Here is a 17,239-nt window from a genome sequence, read left to right as displayed (position 1 = left end):
GCACAAGCCGGAAACGATTTCCTCAATGTAAAACAATTTTCGGATAACGCCCTAATTTTTGCCCTCTTTCACCACCCATTTGTGACAAAGACTACACTTTGGATCCATTGATGATGAAAAGGAGTGCGTCGCGAGTATGCCACAAAACAAGCAAGGATTTTCAATAAAAGTCCTGACGATCAATACACACAAGGGTTTCGCCCCTTTTAATCGCCGCTTCATCCTGCCCGAATTACGCGACGCCGTTCGCGCAACGGAGGCGGATGTGGTCTTTCTGCAGGAGGTGATGGGCACGCATGCCATCCACTCCCTTAACCATGAGGAATGGCCTGAATCGCCTCATTATGAGTTTCTGGCCGACACCATCTGGAACGATTTCGCCTATGGGCGCAATGCGGTCTACCCGGAGGGGCATCACGGCAATGCGGTACTGTCGCGCTTCCCGATAGCCGACTATGAGAACCGGGATATCTCGGTGGCGGGCAGTGAAAATCGCGGCATGCTGCATTGTCAGATTGCCCTGCCTGAGCCGCACGGCACGCTGCATGTGCTCTGTGTACATCTGGGTCTGAAAGAGGCGCATCGTCACGCGCAGATGAAGAAAATCTGTGAAATGGTCAACTCGCTGCCGCCCGACGCGCCGGTCGTGGTGGCGGGCGATTTCAACGACTGGCAGGGACGCGCCAACGCCCTCTTAAAACAGGGCGCAGGTCTGAAAGAGGTATTCAGCATAAAGACCGGACGCCCGGCACGCACTTTCCCGGCGCGCTTTCCGGTGCTGCGACTCGACCGCATCTATGTGCGCAACGCCACCGTGAGTCATCCGTGGGCGCTGCCGCGTAAACCCTGGTCCCATCTTTCCGACCATGCGCCGCTGGCTGTGGAGATCCACCTATGAATTTTAGCTGGCAGGAAGGCAACCGGTTGTTGTTGCTGGAAAATGGCGAAGCGTTTTTCCCGCGCGTCTTTGGCGCGATTCAGCGGGCAGAACACACTGTATTAATCGAAACCTTTATTCTGTTTGAGGATGATGTCGGTAACGCCCTGCATCGCGAATTGCTGGCAGCCGCCCAGCGCGGCGTGCGGGTTGAAATCATGGTCGATGGCTACGGTTCGGCTGAACTCTCCGACACGTTTGTGAACAGCCTGACCAGCGCGGGCGTGCGCTTCATCTATTACGATCCGCGTCCGCTGGTGATGGGGATGCGCACCAACGTGTTCCGCCGTCTGCACCGCAAAACTGTGGTGGTGGACGACGTGGTCGCCTTTGTCGGTGGCATCAACTTCTCGGCTGAGCACAACACCGATTACGGCCCGGAGGCGAAGCAGGATTACGCAGTGCAGGTCAAAGGCCCGGTGGTGGCAGATATCGCCCGCTATCTGCAACAGGCGATTGGCAGCGAACAGCATACCCGCCGCTGGTGGGGATCACGTTCTCATCGTCCGGCGGTGAATGCTAAACCCGGCGATGCCCAGGTGCTTTATGTCTATCGCGATAACGACGAGCATCGCGACGACATCGAAGTGCATTACCTGGAGATGCTGCGTGAGGCCAAAAAGGATGTGATCATCGCCAACGCCTACTTCTTCCCTGGCTACCGGCTGCTGCGTGAGATGCGTAATGCGGCGCAGCGTGGCGTCCGGGTGCGCCTGATTGTGCAGGGCGAACCGGACATGCCGATAGTGAAGGTGGGTGCGGAGCTGCTCTACAACTATCTGGTCGATGGCGGTGTCGAGGTTTACGAATATATCCGTCGTCCGCTGCACGGCAAAATCGCCGTGAAAGACGATCACTGGGCCACCGTCGGCTCCAGCAACCTCGATCCGCTGAGCCTCTCTCTGAATCTGGAAGCCAACCTGATCATTCACGATCACCCTTTCAACCAGACGCTGCGCGACAATCTCGAAGCGCTGCTGGCCAATGACTGCCAGCGCGTGCAGGAGGATCGCCTGCCACCGCGCAACTGGTGGCAACTGAGTAAAAGCGTGGTGGTCTTCCACTTCCTGCGCCATTTCCCGGCCATCGCGGGCTGGCTTCCGGCGCACACGCCGCTGCTGGCCCAGGTGGGTGAGCCGGTACAGCCTGAAATGGAAACGCAGGATCGCGTAGAAACTGACAACCCGGGAGCAAAATCCTGATGGCAAAAAAACATCCACGCTGGCAACTGGCGAAAAAGATCCTCACCGTGCTGTTTTTCATCGCGGTGGTGGTTCTGCTGGTGGTTTATGCCCGCAAAGTGAACTGGGAAGATGTTTATGACGTCATCGTTAACTACAACCGCTTTGTGGTTCTGACCGCCGCCGGACTGGTGGTGCTGAGTTACCTGGTGTATGGCTGCTATGACCTGATTGGCCGTGCCTACTGCGGCCATAAGCTGGCGAAGCGGCAGGTGATGCTGGTGTCGTTTATCTGTTACGCCTTTAACCTGACGCTCAGCACCTGGGTGGGCGGTGTCGCGATGCGCTACCGGCTCTACTCCCGGCTGGGTCTCGACAGCGGCACCATCACCCGCATCTTCTCTCTGAGCATCGCCACCAACTGGCTCGGCTACATTCTGCTGGCCGGCGTGGTGTTCAGTGCGGGCATGGTCTCCATCCCCAGCGGCTGGTTTATCGGTGAAACTACGCTGCGGCTGACTGGCGCGGTTCTGCTGGTGCTGGTGGCGGTTTATCTCTGGGCCTGCGCCTTCTCAAAACAGCGTCGCTGGACGATCAAAGGCCAGACGCTGCAGCTGCCTTCGCTGCGCATGGCGCTGCTGCAGTTCGGGGTTTCCTGCGCCAACTGGATGGTGATGGGCGCGATTATCTGGCTGCTGCTGGGACGCGACGTCGGTTATCCGATGGTGCTGGGCGTGCTGTTGATCAGCAGTATCGCTGGTGTGATTGTGCATATCCCGGCGGGCATTGGCGTGCTGGAAGCGGTCTTCCTGGCGCTGCTCAGCGGTCAGCACGCCTCGCATGGCACCATTATTGCGGCACTGCTGGCTTATCGCGTGCTCTACTTTATCCTGCCGCTGCTGTTAGCGCTGGTGCTCTATCTGGGGCTGGAGAGTCGGGCGAAGCATCTGCGTCACAAGAATGAACAGAAGTTACAGAAGTCGTAAAAAAAGGGAGGCGCACACAGTGCGCCTCCCCTGCTATTCCCTTCAGACTTAACGGCGGTTGCCGAAAATCCGCAGCAGCATCAGGAACAGGTTGATGAAGTCGAGATAGAGCGTCAGTGCGCCCATAATCGAGTAGCGACGCAGGTTCTCCGTGTCGCGGGCATCGATCTGCTCACCAATATTTCTCAGCTTCTGTGTGTCATAGGCCGTTAACCCCACGAACACTACCACGCCGATGTAGGTGATTGCCCACGTCAGCGCCGGACTTTTCAGCCAGAAGTTCACCAGCGACGCCAGCAGAATACCAATCAGCGCCATAAACAGCAGGCTGCCAAAACGACTCAGATCGCGTTTGGTGGTGTAGCCGTAGAAGCTCATCGCACCGAACATCCCCGCCGTGATAAAGAAGGTACTGGCGATCGAGGAGTTGGTGTAGACCAGAAAGATACTCGCCATAGTCAGGCCGGTCAGCGCCGAATAGAGCATAAACAGCCCGGTTGCCACGGCCCCGCTCAGGCGATGCACCATGCCTGACAGGAAGAATACCAGCCCCAGTTGCGCGATAATCAGCCCGAAGAACGTGATGCGGTTGGCAAACACCATCTCCATCACCGCTGGCGTGCGCGCAGCGTACCAGGAGACAAACGCGGTCAGTAACAGACCGCAGGTCATCCAGCCATAGACCTGCGCCATATAGGCTTGTAAACCGCGAGATGCGGGTTGAACGATGGAATCATTGCGTGGATATCGGTCCATGATGCACCTCTTGTTAGACGGATGAACAGATGCGCTCCCGACAGGGAGCCATGCCAGAGGCTAAGTGTGGCACAGCTCAGCTCAACTGCGCCACAACATGCCGCTTAACGCCGCGACAGACACTGCTGATAACGGCTGTCGACGCGCTGCGCAAACCACGCCGTAGTAAGATTACGGGTAATTTTCGGGCTTTCCAGCTTGATGCCCGGCAGCATTTCACGCGGTAGTTTACGACCGGCCATTTTATCCGCCAGGGTAAAGACCTGTTTCCAGAGCTCGCTGTCGCTGAACGACTCTTTCTCGCCTTTCTCCAGATCGCGGCGAATGTCGCTGTTGCTCATGTCGATCTGCTTCGACAGCGTGCGCACCGCCAGTTCGGTGCCGCCTGCTGCATCCGATCCGTAAAGAATCAGATCCCCATCCAGCGCCAGTTTCATGCCGGTGGCGCGTGACACCGCCGCCTGGAACGCTGCATTACGGCTGGCGTACCAGCCTGCATTGTAATCGGCAAAGCGGTAGAGCGGCTGGCTGTAGTCAGCCGGATAGCCGAGCAGGTGCATGGTGCCGAAGTAGATCCCGCCGTGACGGGTAAAGACTTCGCGCTGGATGGTGCCATCGATCGGCCACGGGTAGCCTTTGGCGTGCGCTTCGGCAAACGCAATGCTGACCTGCATCGGCCCGCCGGTGTGGATCGGATTGAGATTGCCGAACAGCGTCTGGCCCATCGGCACCATGTCGATCAGGTCATCGAAGATGGCGCTGAGATCTTTTTCACTGCGCACCTTATCCAGACGGGCCGCGTAGCTTTCCCCGGTCGGTGATTTGATCAGCAGCGCGGTGCGCACCAGGAAGGCAGGAACATGCACCTGCGCCGCACGGCGGTTGATCTCGCCCCAGGCGATTTTCGGCAGGCCCGGCACGGCGGCTTCGGCGCTGAAGTTGCTCTCCTGATCTGCCACGGCGATCACCGCACAGAGGTTACTGGCGCTGGGATCGATCTGCTGCGTGCGGAAGGTGGTGTAGATGTCGTCGCTCCACGCCGCTTTATTGCTGACGTGCGACGGCAGCAGCCGCTGGATCTGCGCTTTGACATCTTCAGGCTGCCGCACTGGCGTCTCAGGGGTTTTCTTGCTGCTACAACCCGCCAGCACCAGCGCGGCGACCAGTGTCAGACGTTGCAGAATCGGGGTGGATGACATGCCTGTCCTCAGAATGAACCAAAGCCCTACTCTACCATTGCCAGAGTTTCACAGGCAGGAGAGAACTGAACTAAGGTTACCTTTTTTAACGTTAAAGGAACTTACGATGTTTAAACTCTGGCCTGTTGCGGCGTTCAGCCTGTTATTAACCGGGTGCGGCGCCAATAATACCCCTGCTCAGGTGCAATCACCGGGCGCGCCGACCTCCTCCTCGCTTAAGGTGCTGGAAACCGGCGCCAGCGTGATGCAGTCACGTCCGCCTATCGACGCCATCAATACCTATCTCGATGGCTTCCATTTTTATAACGGCGATAAGAACGGTCAGATGGAGGCGCACCACTATGTCACCGTGCTGAACGACGATGTGATGCAGGCGGTGATTTACGACGGCAACACGCGCGACGCGCGGCTGATGGGCGTGGAGTACATTATCAGCGAACGGCTGTTCAAGACCCTGCCTCCCGAAGAGAAGAAACTGTGGCACAGCCATCAGTATGAGGTGAAATCGGGCACGCTGATTGCGCCAGGCTTACCGGCCGCCGCCGACCATGCCCTGATGACGCGCATCGCCAACACTTACGGGAAAACCTGGCACACCTGGCACACCGATCGCGACAAAACGCTGCCGATTGGCATTCCGGCGCTGATGATGGGCTTTACAGCGGATGGTCAGATGGATTCTCGATTGCTGGCAGACCGCGATCGCCGTTTTGACGTCGACAGTAAAAAGATTCGTGCCGAGCGGGCGGATATCGTGGCACATCCGGCGGCGCCGGGTGCCAATGCCTGGCAGCAGGGTCAGGTGATTCAGCTGAAGCGCACCAGCGGCGGCGGTGAGCACAGCCACGGCCAGACCGGCTTTGGCCCGGCGGAGCAGCTGAAACAGCCTTAAGCGGTGTGATGCGCGTCTATGCAGGCAGTAACGTGTGGATGTTCAGAGGAAAAACAGCGGGCGGAAACCCTCCGGCCCGCTGCGTTGAAAACGCTGGCTTAGTCCCAGCGCTGAGCAGCCTGGTGGTCGCTGTCGCGGGCATCCACCCAGCGATCGCCCTGCTCTGTCGCTTCGCGCTTCCAGAAGGGGGCGCGGGTTTTCAGGTAATCCATGATGAATTCTGCGGCAGAAAAGGCGCTGCCGCGATGGGCGCTGGTGACGCCCACCAGCACGATCTCATCGCCGGGAAACAGCTCACCGACGCGGTGGATCACCGTGACGCGCTGCAGTGGCCAGCGTTCGCGCGCCGCATCCACAATCTCCTGCAGCGCTTTTTCGGTCATGCCGGGATAGTGCTCCAGCGTCAGCGCCGCCACGTTATCACCCAGATTGTGGTTGCGGACTTTGCCGGTAAAGGTCACCACCGCGCCATCTTCATCACAGGCCGCCAGCCAGCGATACGCTTCCGCCATATCAAAGGGTGCGGGGCCGACGCGAATCTGCGTTTCCATCTCAGCCTCCGGTTACGGGCGGGAAAAAGGCCACTTCATCACCGGCGTGCAGCGGGTGACTCATCGGCACCAGCGTCTGATTCACCGCCGCCAGCAGCTTGCCTGACTCCAGCGCCAGCGCCCAGCGATCGTCGCGTTCGGCCAGCGCACTGCGCAGTGCGGCCACATCCGGATAATCCGCACCGACCTCAAGCGATGCGGTGCCGGTCAGCTCCCGCACCTGAGCGAAAAACAGCACCTTAATCATGCGTGACCGCCTGAAAATCGCCGCTTTTGCCACCGCTCTTACTGATTAAACGCAGCTGATCGATGACGATATCTTTCTGCACGGCTTTGCACATGTCGTAGATGGTCAGGGCGGCAACCGAGGCGGCCGTCAGCGCTTCCATCTCGACGCCGGTTTTACCGGTCAGCCGACAGAGCGTGGTGATGCGAACCCGGCTATGGTCCGGTTCCGCTTCCAGGTTTACTTCCACTTTGCTCAGCATCAGCGGATGACAGAGCGGAATCAGCTCCCAGGTGCGTTTCGCGGCCTGAATCCCGGCGATACGCGCCGTGGCGAAGACATCCCCTTTGTGGTGGCTGCCTTCCATAATCATCTGCAGCGTTTCCGGCTGCATCAGCACCAGCACTTCTGCCCGCGCTTCGCGCACGGTTTCAGCCTTGGCGGAGACATCCACCATGTGCGCTTCGCCCGCGGCGTTAATGTGAGTGAGTTGAGACATACTTACCGTTTCTTCAGATGTGAGACAAAATTACAGGGCGCGGTGCGCGCATCAAGCTGGTCAGCGATAATCCGCTCCCAGGCGGTGCGGCAGGCGCTGGTGGAACCCGGGACGGCCAGAATCAGCGTCCCGTTAGCCAGACCGGCAACGGCGCGCGACTGTAACGTGGAACCGCCAATCTCTTCATAGGAAACCATCCGGAACAGTTCGCCAAACCCGTCAATCTCGCGATCGAACAGCGGCAGCAGCGCTTCCGGCGTGCTGTTTTTCAGGTTAAAGCCGGTGCCGCCATTAATGATCACCACCTGCACATCTTCACTGGCGATCCAGCGCGACACGGTGGCGCGAATGCGGTAGAGATTATCCGGCACGATGGCGTGATCGACCACGTCATGACCCGCTTCGGCTGCCGCCTCGCGCAGATAGTCGCCGGAGGTATCGTTGCTGGCATCGCGACGGTCTGACACCGTCATCACCGCAATCTGCAATGCCTGAAATTCGCTGGCTGGTTTACCCATACTTCCTCCTGAAATTAGCCGCCAATGTAAGAGAGATTCTGTGTGATGCCGGTGTTGCCCTGATGCAGGAAGTGCGTCTGCTTTTTCTGCCCCAGGCTACTGGCAATGCGCGCCTGCAGTTCGGCCCGCTGCTCATCGGATGCCAGCAGATCGCGCAGCGGCACACCGCCGTCACCAAACAGGCACAGATGCAGATTGCCGTGCGCCGAGACGCGCAGGCGGTTGCAGCTGGCACAAAAATCTTTGGCATAAGGCATGATCAGGCCAATCTCGCCGACATAATCGGGATGGTAAAAGACCTGCGCCGGGCCGTCGCTGCGTCCGCTTTCGCGACGCTGCCAGCCCTGGGCGATGAGCTGATCGCGGATCACCATGCCGGAAACGTGCTGATCGCGGAACAGCGTACCGCCATCGCCGGTCTCCATCAGTTCGATGAAGCGCAGCTGGATCGGGCGGGTGCGGATCCAGTCAAGGAACGTGGCCAGATTACGGCTGTTGAGATCGCGCATCAGTACGCTGTTGACTTTGACCTGGCGGAAACCGGCATCCAGCGCGGCATCGATGCCACTCATCACCTGATGGAATTTATCCTGACCGGTGATAGCGTGAAACTGCCGGGCATCCAGGCTGTCGACGCTGACGTTGAGCGCGGTCAGACCCGCATCGCGCCACTGTTTCACGTCGCGCGCCAGACGATAGCCGTTGGTGGTGACGGCGATCTGACGGATAGAGGCGTTTTCACGCACCGCCGCAATGATGTCGGTGAAATCGCGGCGCAGCGACGGCTCACCGCCGGTCAGCCGCACTTTTTCAGTTCCGGCAGCGGCGAAGGCCCGCGTGACGCGGCGGATTTCGTCCAGTGAGAGAAAACTTTTGTTTTGAATTCCCTTGGGCTTGTAGCCGTCGGGCAAGCAGTAGGTACAACGGAAATTACAGACATCCGTGACCGACAGGCGCAGGTAATAGAACTTACGCGCGTATGCATCAGTAAATTGTGACACCAGAACACCTTTCCAGATTGGGAGATGCAGTCATTTCTTCCTGCACCCTGGCAGCTCGATGGCTACGGCCTGAACCCCCTATCCGCAGACTTAGGCATTCAGGCTTGAGTGTACGCTGACCCGTTGGTCAGCGCGGTAAGCATGATGGTAGCGTGTATTTCGCCACTCTTCCATTTGCTCTTTTCGCTATATATTCTTATACATATCGAACTTTCACCGCATTTTCGCGACAGGATACGTTAAAATGCGATCCAGATTTTGACGTAAGTCATCCGCGCGGGCTTAGCGATTAGAGCCACGCCACGCGAACGGTTATTAAGGAGAAGTATGAATCGCACACTGGCCGATCTTGATCGCGTTGTGGCACTGGGAGGCGGACACGGTTTAGGCCGCGTGATGTCTGCCCTTTCCCCGCTGGGCTCGCGCCTCACCGGCATCGTCACCACGACCGACAACGGCGGATCAACCGGCCGTATTCGCCGCTCCGAAGGCGGCATCGCCTGGGGCGACATGCGTAACTGCCTTAACCAGCTGATTGCAGAACCCAGCGTCGCCTCAGCGATGTTTGAGTACCGTTTTGCCGGTAACGGCGAACTGGCCGGACACAACCTCGGTAACCTGATGCTGCGTGCGCTGGACCATCTCAGCGTCCGTCCGCTGGAAGCGATCAACATCATCCGTAACCTGCTGAAAGTGGATGCCTTTTTAATCCCCATGTCCGAGCAGCCAGTAGACCTGGTAGCGATGGATGCCGAAGGCAATATGGTTTACGGCGAAACCGCCATTGACGAAATGAAACAGCCACCGCAGGAGCTGATGCTGCATCCCAACGTGCAGCCCACGCGGGAAGCGCTGCAGGCGATTGGTGAAGCGGATCTGATCCTGATTGGGCCAGGCAGCTTTTACACCAGCCTGATGCCGATTCTGCTGATGGAAGAGATGGCGCAGGCACTGCGTCGCACGCCTGCCACGATGGTGTTTATCGGCAATCTGGGCCGCGAGCTGAGTCCCGCCGCCGCCGGTCTCTCGGTGGCCGACAAGCTTCAGATGATGGAGCGTTACATCGGCAAGCGGGTGATTGATGCCGTGGTGGTCGGCCCGTCAGTGGCGACAGAGGGCATTGAAAACCGTCTGATTATCCGTGAACCGCTGGAGGCCGCCGACATCAAATATCGTCACGACCGCCAGCTGTTACGGGTGGCGCTGGAACACGCCATTCAGGGCTTTGACGGCGCTACGAGGCCGCAATAAACAGCGTTCGCAGCTCATGCAGCTGATCGCGCACGTTGGCCGCCTGTTCGAACTCCAGGTTCTGCGCGTGCTGCTGCATCTGCCCTTCCAGCTCGTGGATTTTCTTCTGCAGCGCCTGCGGCGTTAACAGCTGGAAATCGGCCAGCGCCTGAGCCTCGCCAGGACGTGCCGGTTTCGCTTTGCCGCGGGTTTTCACCACGTTTTTGCCCAGCTCCAGAATATCGGTGATCTTCTTATTCAGGCCCTGCGGCACAATGCCATTCTGTTCGTTGTGCAGCTGCTGTTTCTCGCGGCGGCGCTCGGTCTCTTCAATGGCACGCGCCATCGACGGCGTGATTTTATCGCCATAGAGAATCGCCTTGCCGTTGATGTTACGCGCCGCACGACCGATGGTCTGAATCAGCGATCGTTCAGAACGCAGGAAGCCCTCTTTATCCGCATCCAGAATCGCCACCAGCGACACTTCCGGCATATCCAGACCCTCACGCAGTAAGTTGATGCCCACCAGCACATCAAACTCGCCCAGACGTAAGTCGCGGATAATCTCCATACGCTCTACGGTGTCGATGTCGGAGTGCAGATAACGCACCTTCTCGCCATGCTCAGAGAGATACTCGGTGAGATCTTCCGCCATGCGTTTGGTCAGCACCGTCACCAGCACACGTTCGTTGATCTCCACGCGTTTACGGATTTCCGACAGCAGATCGTCGACCTGGGTACCGACCGGACGCACTTCGATAATCGGATCCAGCAGGCCGGTAGGACGCACCACCTGATCGACCACTTCATCGCCCGATTTTTCCAGCTCATATTTGCCCGGCGTCGCCGAGACATAGATGGTCTGCGGTGCCAGCGCCTCGAACTCTTCAAACTTCATCGGACGGTTGTCCAGCGCCGACGGCAGGCGGAAGCCATACTCCACCAGCGTCTCTTTACGCGCCCGGTCGCCTTTGTACATGCCGCCAATCTGCGGAATGGTGACGTGCGATTCATCTACCACCAGCAGCCCATCGGCGGGCAGATAGTCAAACAGCGTCGGCGGCGCTTCTCCCGGTCCGCGTGCGGAGAGGTAACGCGAGTAGTTCTCGATGCCGGAGCAGTAGCCCAGCTCACTCATCATCTCCAGGTCAAACTGGGTACGCTGAGTAATACGCTGCTCTTCCAGCAGCTTATTGTTCTCCAGCAGCACCCGGCGACGGTCCGCCAGCTCGACTTTGATATCTTCCATCGCCTGCAGAATACGCTCACGCGGCGTCACGTAGTGCGTCTTGGGATAGATGGTAAAGCGCGGTACCACCGAATCGATCTGGCCGGTCAGCGGGTCAAACAGCGACAGACGTTCAACCTCCTGGTCAAACAGCTCGACGCGCAGCGCAATATCGTCCGACTCCGCCGGGAAAATATCGATCACTTCGCCACGCACCCGGAAGGTGCCGCGCTGGAACGCCTGGTCGTTGCGGGCGTATTGCAGCTCTGACAGACGGCGCAGGATGCTGCGCTGATCGATGATCATGCCGCGGGTCAGGTGCAGCATCATTTTCAGATAGAGATCGGGATCGCCCAGACCGTAGATCGCCGAAACCGACGCCACCACGATCACGTCGCGTCGCTCCAGCAGCGCCTTGGTAGCCGACAGACGCATCTGTTCGATGTGTTCGTTCACCGACGCATCCTTTTCGATAAAGGTGTCGGAGCTGGGCACATAGGCTTCAGGCTGATAGTAGTCGTAGTAAGAGACGAAAAACTCGACGGCGTTATCCGGGAAAAACTCTTTCATCTCGCCGTAGAGCTGGGCGGCCAGCGTCTTGTTCGGTGCCAGCACCATCGTCGGGCGATTGAGGTCGGCAATGACGTTGGCGACGGTAAAGGTTTTACCGGAGCCGGTTACGCCTAATAAGGTCTGATGGGCCAGTCCATCCTCCAGCCCCTCTTCCAGGCGACGAATCGCCTCAGGCTGGTCGCCCGAAGGTTTAAAGGCGGAATTCAGTTTAAAAGCTTTGGTCATGAATGCGGTTCCTGCTGGAGAAGTCGGCGGGCAGGCACTTATTTTACTCTGCTATGGTGATTTTGCCAGAAAATAATACTGGATATAAAAACAGTGCTGGTGCACTCTTATCGCCAGCATTGCGATACTTTCCACACCGGTGATGTGACCGCGATAGCGCAAAGACCGTGGCGCAATGTTATCCCCAGACCGGGATCTGATTTAACATTTGTCAATAGAGCGTCACAAAATTACAGTTCGGTTACCTGACAGATAAATCGCAGGCTTGTTTTTTGATAAGCAACTGATTTTATTAATTTAAGCCTATAAGGCCAGATTCTCGTCATTATGTTACCAGGCCGCGTATTTCCTCGCTTCCAACTGGTTTTCATTACCTAATGCACAAGGTTATCCACAGGAATGGTGGATAAGTGATGGCAGCCCCGCCGCCATCAGCTGTGTATAATTTTTCCCTGCCTCTCCTTCATCCTGAAAATAATTTTTTTTGCGTTAAATTTTGCAGCGGCTGCTGACGGATTATTCTGCATTTTTAATCTGTCGCCTGGCACATCACGCAAATTTTCACCGTTCCACTACGATTCTTAATCAGAGTTATTGCCTCTTCACTGTACCTCTGCACCAGAAACAGCGCCCTGAGGCACTGCAAAAGTGCAGCGTCGTGACCACCGTGAGGAATTGATAAGTTTTTCTCACCTTTTATGCCTGAAACCCCGCATTCCGGCAGGAATCAGGACCGTTTTAAGATCTGGCCTGGGAATTGCAGGACTTACTGGCGTCACCGCGCTATACGCGCACTGTGCTGCAGTGGAGAGGTTGCCATTGCTGATGACTTGTTTGCCAGACGACAGAGAGCGGATGCAATCAGGCTAATGATCGGGAAGGAGAGTGTCAGATGCTGAGTCTACGTTCGGTAAATCAATTTTATGGTCAAAACCATATTCTGTGGGATGTGGACCTGGATCTGTCGCCTGGCACCTGCACCGGCGTTCTGGGCCGCCCTGGCATGGGTAAAACCACGCTGGTGAACTGCATCATGGGCAGACTGCCGATTAACAGCGGCTCGATCTCCTGGAAAGAGGATGGCTCGCCGCCGGAAGATCTGCTGCTGCAACCCGCTGAACAGCGGGCGCAGATGGGGATTGGTTATGTGCCACAGGGCCGCCATATTTTCACCCAGATGAGCGTGGAAGATAACCTGCTGATTGCGCTGCTGGCGGGTGCCAGCCAGCGCGATCGCCATCGAGCCATTCCTGAAATGGTGTTCGATCTGTTCCCGGCGCTCTACTCACTGCGCCAGCAGCGCAGCGGCGATCTGCCGATCGATCAGCAGCAACAGCTGGCCCTGGCGCGCGCGCTGGTGCTGCAGCCCAAACTGCTGATTCTGGATGAACCGACCGATGGGATGTCGCCGTGGCTGGAAGAGGAGATGGGCAACCTGATCCGCCGCCTTAATCTCGACTACGGGCTGACCATCCTGCTGCTGGAGCAGCGCCTGTCGCTGATCCGTCGTGTGGCGGACTATTTCCTGCTGCTGCACCGCGGCCGCAATGTGGCGCAGGGCAGCATGGAGCAGCTCGATGACCACACCGTCGATAAATGGCTGACGGTAGCCTGAGGCTTACTCCGGCAACGTCAGATACTGCCCACAGGACGCCTGCTGCGCCGCATCGGTGAGGTACGGAATCGTGCCCAGACAAGGCGCAGGCAGTCGGTTTTTCAGGCTGGTGAGATATTCCTGATAGCGTTTGCCTGGCGGCTCGACGGTGTTGGCGATCCAGCCCACCAGCGGCAGGCCGCGCGCCCGTACAGCCTCGGCGGTGAGCATCGCGTGGTTGATGCAGCCGAGCTTAATCCCTACTACCAGAATGACGGGCAGCTTTTCGCTGACCACCCAGTCCGCATAGGTGTGCGTCTCTGACAGCGGGGTGTACCAGCCGCCCGCGCCTTCGACCAGAATCCAGTCCGCCAGCGGCTCCAGCGCCGCCAGACCCGCCGACAGCGCCAGATGCGTAATCGGCCTGCCCTCTTCCGCGCTGACGATATGCGGCGAAGTCGGTTCCATAAACGCCAGCGGATTCACCTGCTGATAGGTTAACGGCACGCTGCTGAAGCGCTGCAACGCCAGCGCATCGCTGTTACGAATCCCCTCTGGCGTCATCTCACATCCTGACGCAACCGGCTTATAGCCCGCACAGCGAAAGCCCGCTGCGGTGGCCGCCTGCAGCAGCGCGCCGCTGGCAACCGTTTTACCGACTTCGGTGTCGGTGCCGGTAATAAAAAACCGATTCATGAAAGCGTGACTCCGTAAATTAAATGGTAACTCAGGCGATAGCCGTGCCGATCGCGCGGCCAGTGCGCCTCTAACTGGTTAAGCCGTTGCCGGGTGACTATCTGCCCGTCGCGGCCCTGATGCAGATGGGTCGCCCCGATTCCTTTCAGGGATCGCATGGCGCTGAGCGCATCGGGAAAATGCAGGGTGACTACCCCTGAGCTGCAGCGCAGTTGCTCTGCGTGGCAGGCCGCTGCAATCTGCGATTCGCTGAGAAAGCGGTTGGCGTGCGGCAACGCATCCAGATGGGACCAGGCCTCATGAACCTCCTGCAGCGAGCCGTCGCCCAGCGTGGAAAACAGCAGCGTGCCGTTGGGCCGCAGCACCCGCCGGAACTGGCGCAGCGCACCGGGCAGATCCTCACTCCACTGCACCGCCAGGTTGCTCCACACCAGGTCAAAGCTGTTATCCGCGAGCGGCAGTGCGTCGATGTCGCCCGCCAGATAGTGCTGGGCCGCGTCGTTATCGCGCGCCTGTTGCAGCATCTGCGGAGAGAGATCGAGTGCCGTCACCTGTTTGCCGCGTTCGCGCCACAGCCTGCTGTACCAGCCGGTGCCGCATCCGGCATCCAGCAGCTGCAGGCCGCTGTGAGCCGGTGCGCGTGCCAGCAGCGCATCTCCGCTTAGCCGTTGCAGTGCCGCATGGGCGTCGTAATGGCTGGCCGCCCGGCCGAAGGCGCGTGCAACCGCCTGCTTATCAACCCGCAGCGTCATGCAGCACCTCCAGTAACCGATCGATATCTTCCGGGCGATGTGCCGCCGTCAGGGTAATACGCAGACGGGCGGTACCCGGTGGCACGGTCGGTGGCCGGATCGCGCTGACCCAGCAGCCCGCCTCCGCCAGTCGCTGAGAGAGCGCCATCGCATCGCTGTTTTCGCCTACCAGCAACGGCTGAATGGCACTGGTGGAGTTCATCAGCTGCCACGGCAGCGAGGCCGCGCCGCGTCGGAAATGATGGATGTTCTGCTGCAATTGCTGGCGCAGCGCATCGCCCTGCTGGATCACCTGCAGCGCCGCCTGCAGTGCGACAGCCTGCGCGGCGGGCATAGCGGTGGAGTAGATCAGATGCCGGCTGAACTGCAGAAAATAGTCGGCGGTGTCCGCATCACACAACAGCGCGGCGCCGCTGACGCCAAAAGCTTTGCCAAAGGTCACCACCAGCAGTTCCGGTTTAACACCCTGCTGCCAGCAGCTGCCGCGCCCCTGCTCGCCCACTACGCCGATGCCGTGCGCATCATCCACCAGCAGCCAGCCCTGCGCCTGCTGTGCCTGATGTGCCAGTGCAGCCAGCGGCGCGCTGTCGCCATCCATGCTGAAAATCCCCTCGGTCACGACCAGCGTCTCCCCCTCGCAGGGTGAGGCGAGCCGTGTCGCCAGGCTCTCCGGGTCGTTGTGACTGAAACGTCGCAGCTGCGCCGGGCTATGGCTGGCAGCGTCGAGCAGTGAGGCATGGCTGAGTTTGTCGGCCAGGATGCGATCGTTTTTCTCGCCCAGCAGATGAATTACTGCCTGATTGGCGGCAAAACCGGAGATAAACAGCAGCGCCCGGTCATAGCCGAGCCAGTCGGCCAGCTGCGCCTCAAGATCGGCGTGCTGTCGGTGATAACCGGTGACATGTCCTGAAGCACCCGCCCCCGCGCCCGCCAGCGCCGCACCCTGCTGCCAGCCCGCAATCACCGCCGGATGCCGGGTTAAGCCGAGATAGTCATTGCTGGAGAAGTGGAGATAGCTGCGGCCACCGCTCTGCAGCGTGCGGGTCGATTGCTCATCAATAACCCGACGCTGCCGCCAGCCATCGGCCGCACGGCGCTGCTCCAGCCCCTGCCGGAGTCGTTGCTGCCAGCTCATTACAGCGCCGCGTTGTAGAACTGTTCAGTGTCGGCATGGAATAGCTGCTCGCTGAGTTGCTGCTCCTGCTGCTGATCGCCATGTTGGGTGTGGGTATGCTCCGGATTCAGCCCCAGTTTGCGGAACAGCACGCGGTCTTTATCCTCTTCCGGATTAGGCGTAGTGAGCAGTTTACAGCCGTAGAAAATCGAGTTCGCCCCGGCCATAAAGCACATCGCCTGAGTCTGCTCGCTCATTTGCTCGCGGCCCGCCGAAAGGCGCACATGCGAGGTCGGCATCATGATGCGCGCCACCGCGATGGTGCGGATAAAATCGAACGGTTCTACGTCATCGTTATCCGCCAGCGGCGTACCTTTGACCTTCACCAGCATGTTGATCGGAACGCTCTCCGGCGGCGTCGGCAGGTTGGCTAACTGCACCAGCAGACCGGCACGATCATTCACGGTTTCGCCCAGGCCAACGATGCCGCCCGAACAGACTTTGATCCCGGCGTCACGCACTTTGCCCAGCGTATCCAGTCGTTCCTGATAGCTGCGGGTGGTGATGATGGAGCCGTAGAATTCCGGCGAGGTGTCGAGGTTATGGTTGTAGTAATCGAGGCCCGCGCCCGCCAGCCGCTGCGCCTGTTGATCGCTGAGGGTGCCCAGCGTCATACAGGTTTCCATTCCCATCGCCTTGACGCCTTCCACCATCTTTTCCAGGTAAGGCATGTCGCGCTCGTGTGGGTTTTTCCACGCGGCGCCCATGCAGAAACGGGTGGAACCGGCGGCTTTCGCCTGACGCGCGGAGGTCAGCACCTCCTCCACTTCCATCAGACGCTCCGACTCCAGGCCGGTCTTGTAGCGCGCGCTCTGCGGGCAGTATTTGCAATCTTCCGGACAGGCACCGGTTTTAATCGACAGCAGGGTACTGACCTGTACCTGGCGCGGGTCGAAGTGCTGACGATGCACCTGCTGCGCCTGAAACATCAGTTCGAGAAAAGGTTGATCAAACAGCGCTTGCGCCTGTGCAATTGTCCAGCGTTGAGCCATTACTTACTCCAGAAAAGGGTGTCATCCCG

18 protein-coding genes and 1 riboswitch are annotated in these 17,239 nt (G+C 58.8%); of the genes, 6 read left to right on the top strand and 12 right to left on the bottom strand.

The genetic code is table 11. The features are described from left to right. Positions 1-136: 136 nt before the first annotated feature. Genes ACN1CO_RS01860 through ACN1CO_RS01850 form a run of 3 tightly spaced genes read left to right on the top strand, consistent with a single transcriptional unit; the run spans position 137 to position 3,104 of the window. The gene (locus tag ACN1CO_RS01860; RefSeq protein ID WP_419137230.1) at positions 137-898 is read left to right on the top strand and encodes an endonuclease/exonuclease/phosphatase family protein; all 762 of its coding nucleotides are present in this window, start codon (positions 137-139) and stop codon (positions 896-898) included. Then, entirely contained in the window at positions 895-2,139 is a 1,245-nt protein-coding gene (clsB, locus tag ACN1CO_RS01855) for a cardiolipin synthase ClsB (RefSeq protein WP_419137228.1), read from the top strand. The genes ACN1CO_RS01860 and clsB overlap by 4 nt, the downstream gene beginning before the upstream one ends. After that, entirely contained in the window at positions 2,139-3,104 is a 966-nt protein-coding gene (locus ACN1CO_RS01850) for a lysylphosphatidylglycerol synthase domain-containing protein (protein WP_419137226.1), read from the top strand. The genes clsB and ACN1CO_RS01850 overlap by 1 nt, the downstream gene beginning before the upstream one ends. 48 nt (positions 3,105-3,152) lie before the next feature. Here ACN1CO_RS01850 and ACN1CO_RS01845 read toward each other — a convergent pair whose 3' ends face one another. Beyond that, positions 3,153-3,860 (bottom strand): Bax inhibitor-1 family protein, encoded by a 708-nt coding sequence (locus ACN1CO_RS01845; RefSeq protein ID WP_419137224.1) that lies wholly within the window; start codon positions 3,858-3,860, stop codon positions 3,153-3,155. Positions 3,861-3,964: 104 nt separating this feature from the next. After that, the gene (locus tag ACN1CO_RS01840; RefSeq protein WP_419137223.1) at positions 3,965-5,059 is read right to left on the bottom strand and encodes a DUF1615 domain-containing protein; all 1,095 of its coding nucleotides are present in this window, start codon (positions 5,057-5,059) and stop codon (positions 3,965-3,967) included. 106 nt (positions 5,060-5,165) lie between these two features. Here ACN1CO_RS01840 and ACN1CO_RS01835 point away from each other — a divergent pair, with 106 nt between their 5' ends. After that, the gene (locus ACN1CO_RS01835; protein ID WP_419137221.1) at positions 5,166-5,951 is read left to right on the top strand and encodes an OBAP family protein; all 786 of its coding nucleotides are present in this window, start codon (positions 5,166-5,168) and stop codon (positions 5,949-5,951) included. Between the two features lie 98 nt (positions 5,952-6,049). On the opposite strand, the gene moaE is transcribed toward ACN1CO_RS01835, so the two are convergent. From moaE to moaA, 5 genes are all read right to left on the bottom strand, one after another. Next, the gene (gene moaE / locus ACN1CO_RS01830) at positions 6,050-6,502 is read right to left on the bottom strand and encodes a molybdopterin synthase catalytic subunit MoaE (RefSeq protein ID WP_098051161.1); all 453 of its coding nucleotides are present in this window, start codon (positions 6,500-6,502) and stop codon (positions 6,050-6,052) included. Position 6,503: 1 nt separating this feature from the next. Next, positions 6,504-6,749, bottom strand: coding sequence for a molybdopterin synthase sulfur carrier subunit (moaD, locus tag ACN1CO_RS01825; RefSeq protein WP_419137219.1), 246 nt, complete (start codon positions 6,747-6,749; stop codon positions 6,504-6,506). Next, on the bottom strand, positions 6,742-7,227 hold the full coding sequence (gene moaC / locus ACN1CO_RS01820; protein WP_095707527.1) for a cyclic pyranopterin monophosphate synthase MoaC: 486 nt from the start codon (positions 7,225-7,227) through the stop codon (positions 6,742-6,744). Before moaC ends, moaD begins: the two co-directional genes overlap by 8 nt. Before the next feature lie 2 nt (positions 7,228-7,229). Beyond that, positions 7,230-7,745 carry a molybdenum cofactor biosynthesis protein B gene (moaB, locus tag ACN1CO_RS01815; protein WP_283545921.1) on the bottom strand — a complete coding sequence of 172 codons (516 nt, stop codon included), beginning with the start codon at positions 7,743-7,745 and terminating at the stop codon, positions 7,230-7,232. 14 nt (positions 7,746-7,759) lie between these two features. After that, on the bottom strand, positions 7,760-8,746 hold the full coding sequence (gene moaA / locus ACN1CO_RS01810; RefSeq protein ID WP_419137217.1) for a GTP 3',8-cyclase MoaA: 987 nt from the start codon (positions 8,744-8,746) through the stop codon (positions 7,760-7,762). After that, a riboswitch (molybdenum cofactor riboswitch) is annotated at positions 8,736-8,869 on the bottom strand. It overlaps the preceding gene by 11 nt. 204 nt (positions 8,870-9,073) lie before the next feature. Here moaA and ACN1CO_RS01805 point away from each other — a divergent pair. After that, the gene (locus ACN1CO_RS01805) at positions 9,074-9,997 is read left to right on the top strand and encodes a gluconeogenesis factor YvcK family protein (RefSeq protein WP_419137215.1); all 924 of its coding nucleotides are present in this window, start codon (positions 9,074-9,076) and stop codon (positions 9,995-9,997) included. Here the strand turns inward: ACN1CO_RS01805 and uvrB are convergent. Continuing rightward, on the bottom strand, positions 9,981-12,002 hold the full coding sequence (uvrB, locus tag ACN1CO_RS01800) for an excinuclease ABC subunit UvrB (protein WP_419137213.1): 2,022 nt from the start codon (positions 12,000-12,002) through the stop codon (positions 9,981-9,983). The two genes, ACN1CO_RS01805 and uvrB, sit on opposite strands and share 17 nt — an antisense overlap. A gap of 892 nt (positions 12,003-12,894) precedes the next feature. On the opposite strand from uvrB, the gene ACN1CO_RS01795 reads away from it, so the two are divergent. Beyond that, entirely contained in the window at positions 12,895-13,617 is a 723-nt protein-coding gene (locus tag ACN1CO_RS01795; RefSeq protein ID WP_090962850.1) for an ABC transporter ATP-binding protein, read from the top strand. A gap of 3 nt (positions 13,618-13,620) precedes the next feature. Here ACN1CO_RS01795 and bioD read toward each other — a convergent pair whose 3' ends face one another. The 4 genes from bioD to bioB are packed head-to-tail and all read right to left on the bottom strand — an operon-like array spanning position 13,621 to position 17,210. After that, positions 13,621-14,292, bottom strand: a complete 672-nt coding sequence (bioD, locus tag ACN1CO_RS01790) for a dethiobiotin synthase (protein WP_419137210.1) — start codon at positions 14,290-14,292, stop codon at positions 13,621-13,623. Beyond that, a complete protein-coding gene (gene bioC / locus ACN1CO_RS01785; RefSeq protein ID WP_419137208.1) occupies positions 14,289-15,044 on the bottom strand; it encodes a malonyl-ACP O-methyltransferase BioC in 756 nt (251 codons plus the stop codon). Before bioC ends, bioD begins: the two co-directional genes overlap by 4 nt. Further along, positions 15,028-16,179 (bottom strand): 8-amino-7-oxononanoate synthase, encoded by a 1,152-nt coding sequence (gene bioF / locus ACN1CO_RS01780; protein ID WP_419137207.1) that lies wholly within the window; start codon positions 16,177-16,179, stop codon positions 15,028-15,030. Before bioF ends, bioC begins: the two co-directional genes overlap by 17 nt. Further along, a complete protein-coding gene (gene bioB, locus ACN1CO_RS01775) occupies positions 16,179-17,210 on the bottom strand; it encodes a biotin synthase BioB (protein ID WP_419137205.1) in 1,032 nt (343 codons plus the stop codon). The genes bioF and bioB overlap by 1 nt, the downstream gene beginning before the upstream one ends. Between the last annotated feature and the right edge of the window lie 29 nt (positions 17,211-17,239).

This window comes from Pantoea sp. R13S299 (assembly GCF_048515925.1).
Classification (GTDB): Bacteria; Pseudomonadota; Gammaproteobacteria; order Enterobacterales; family Enterobacteriaceae; genus Pantoea.
The sequence above is the reverse complement of the archived record's forward strand: the minus strand, read 5'-3'. Positions and strand labels throughout refer to the sequence as shown.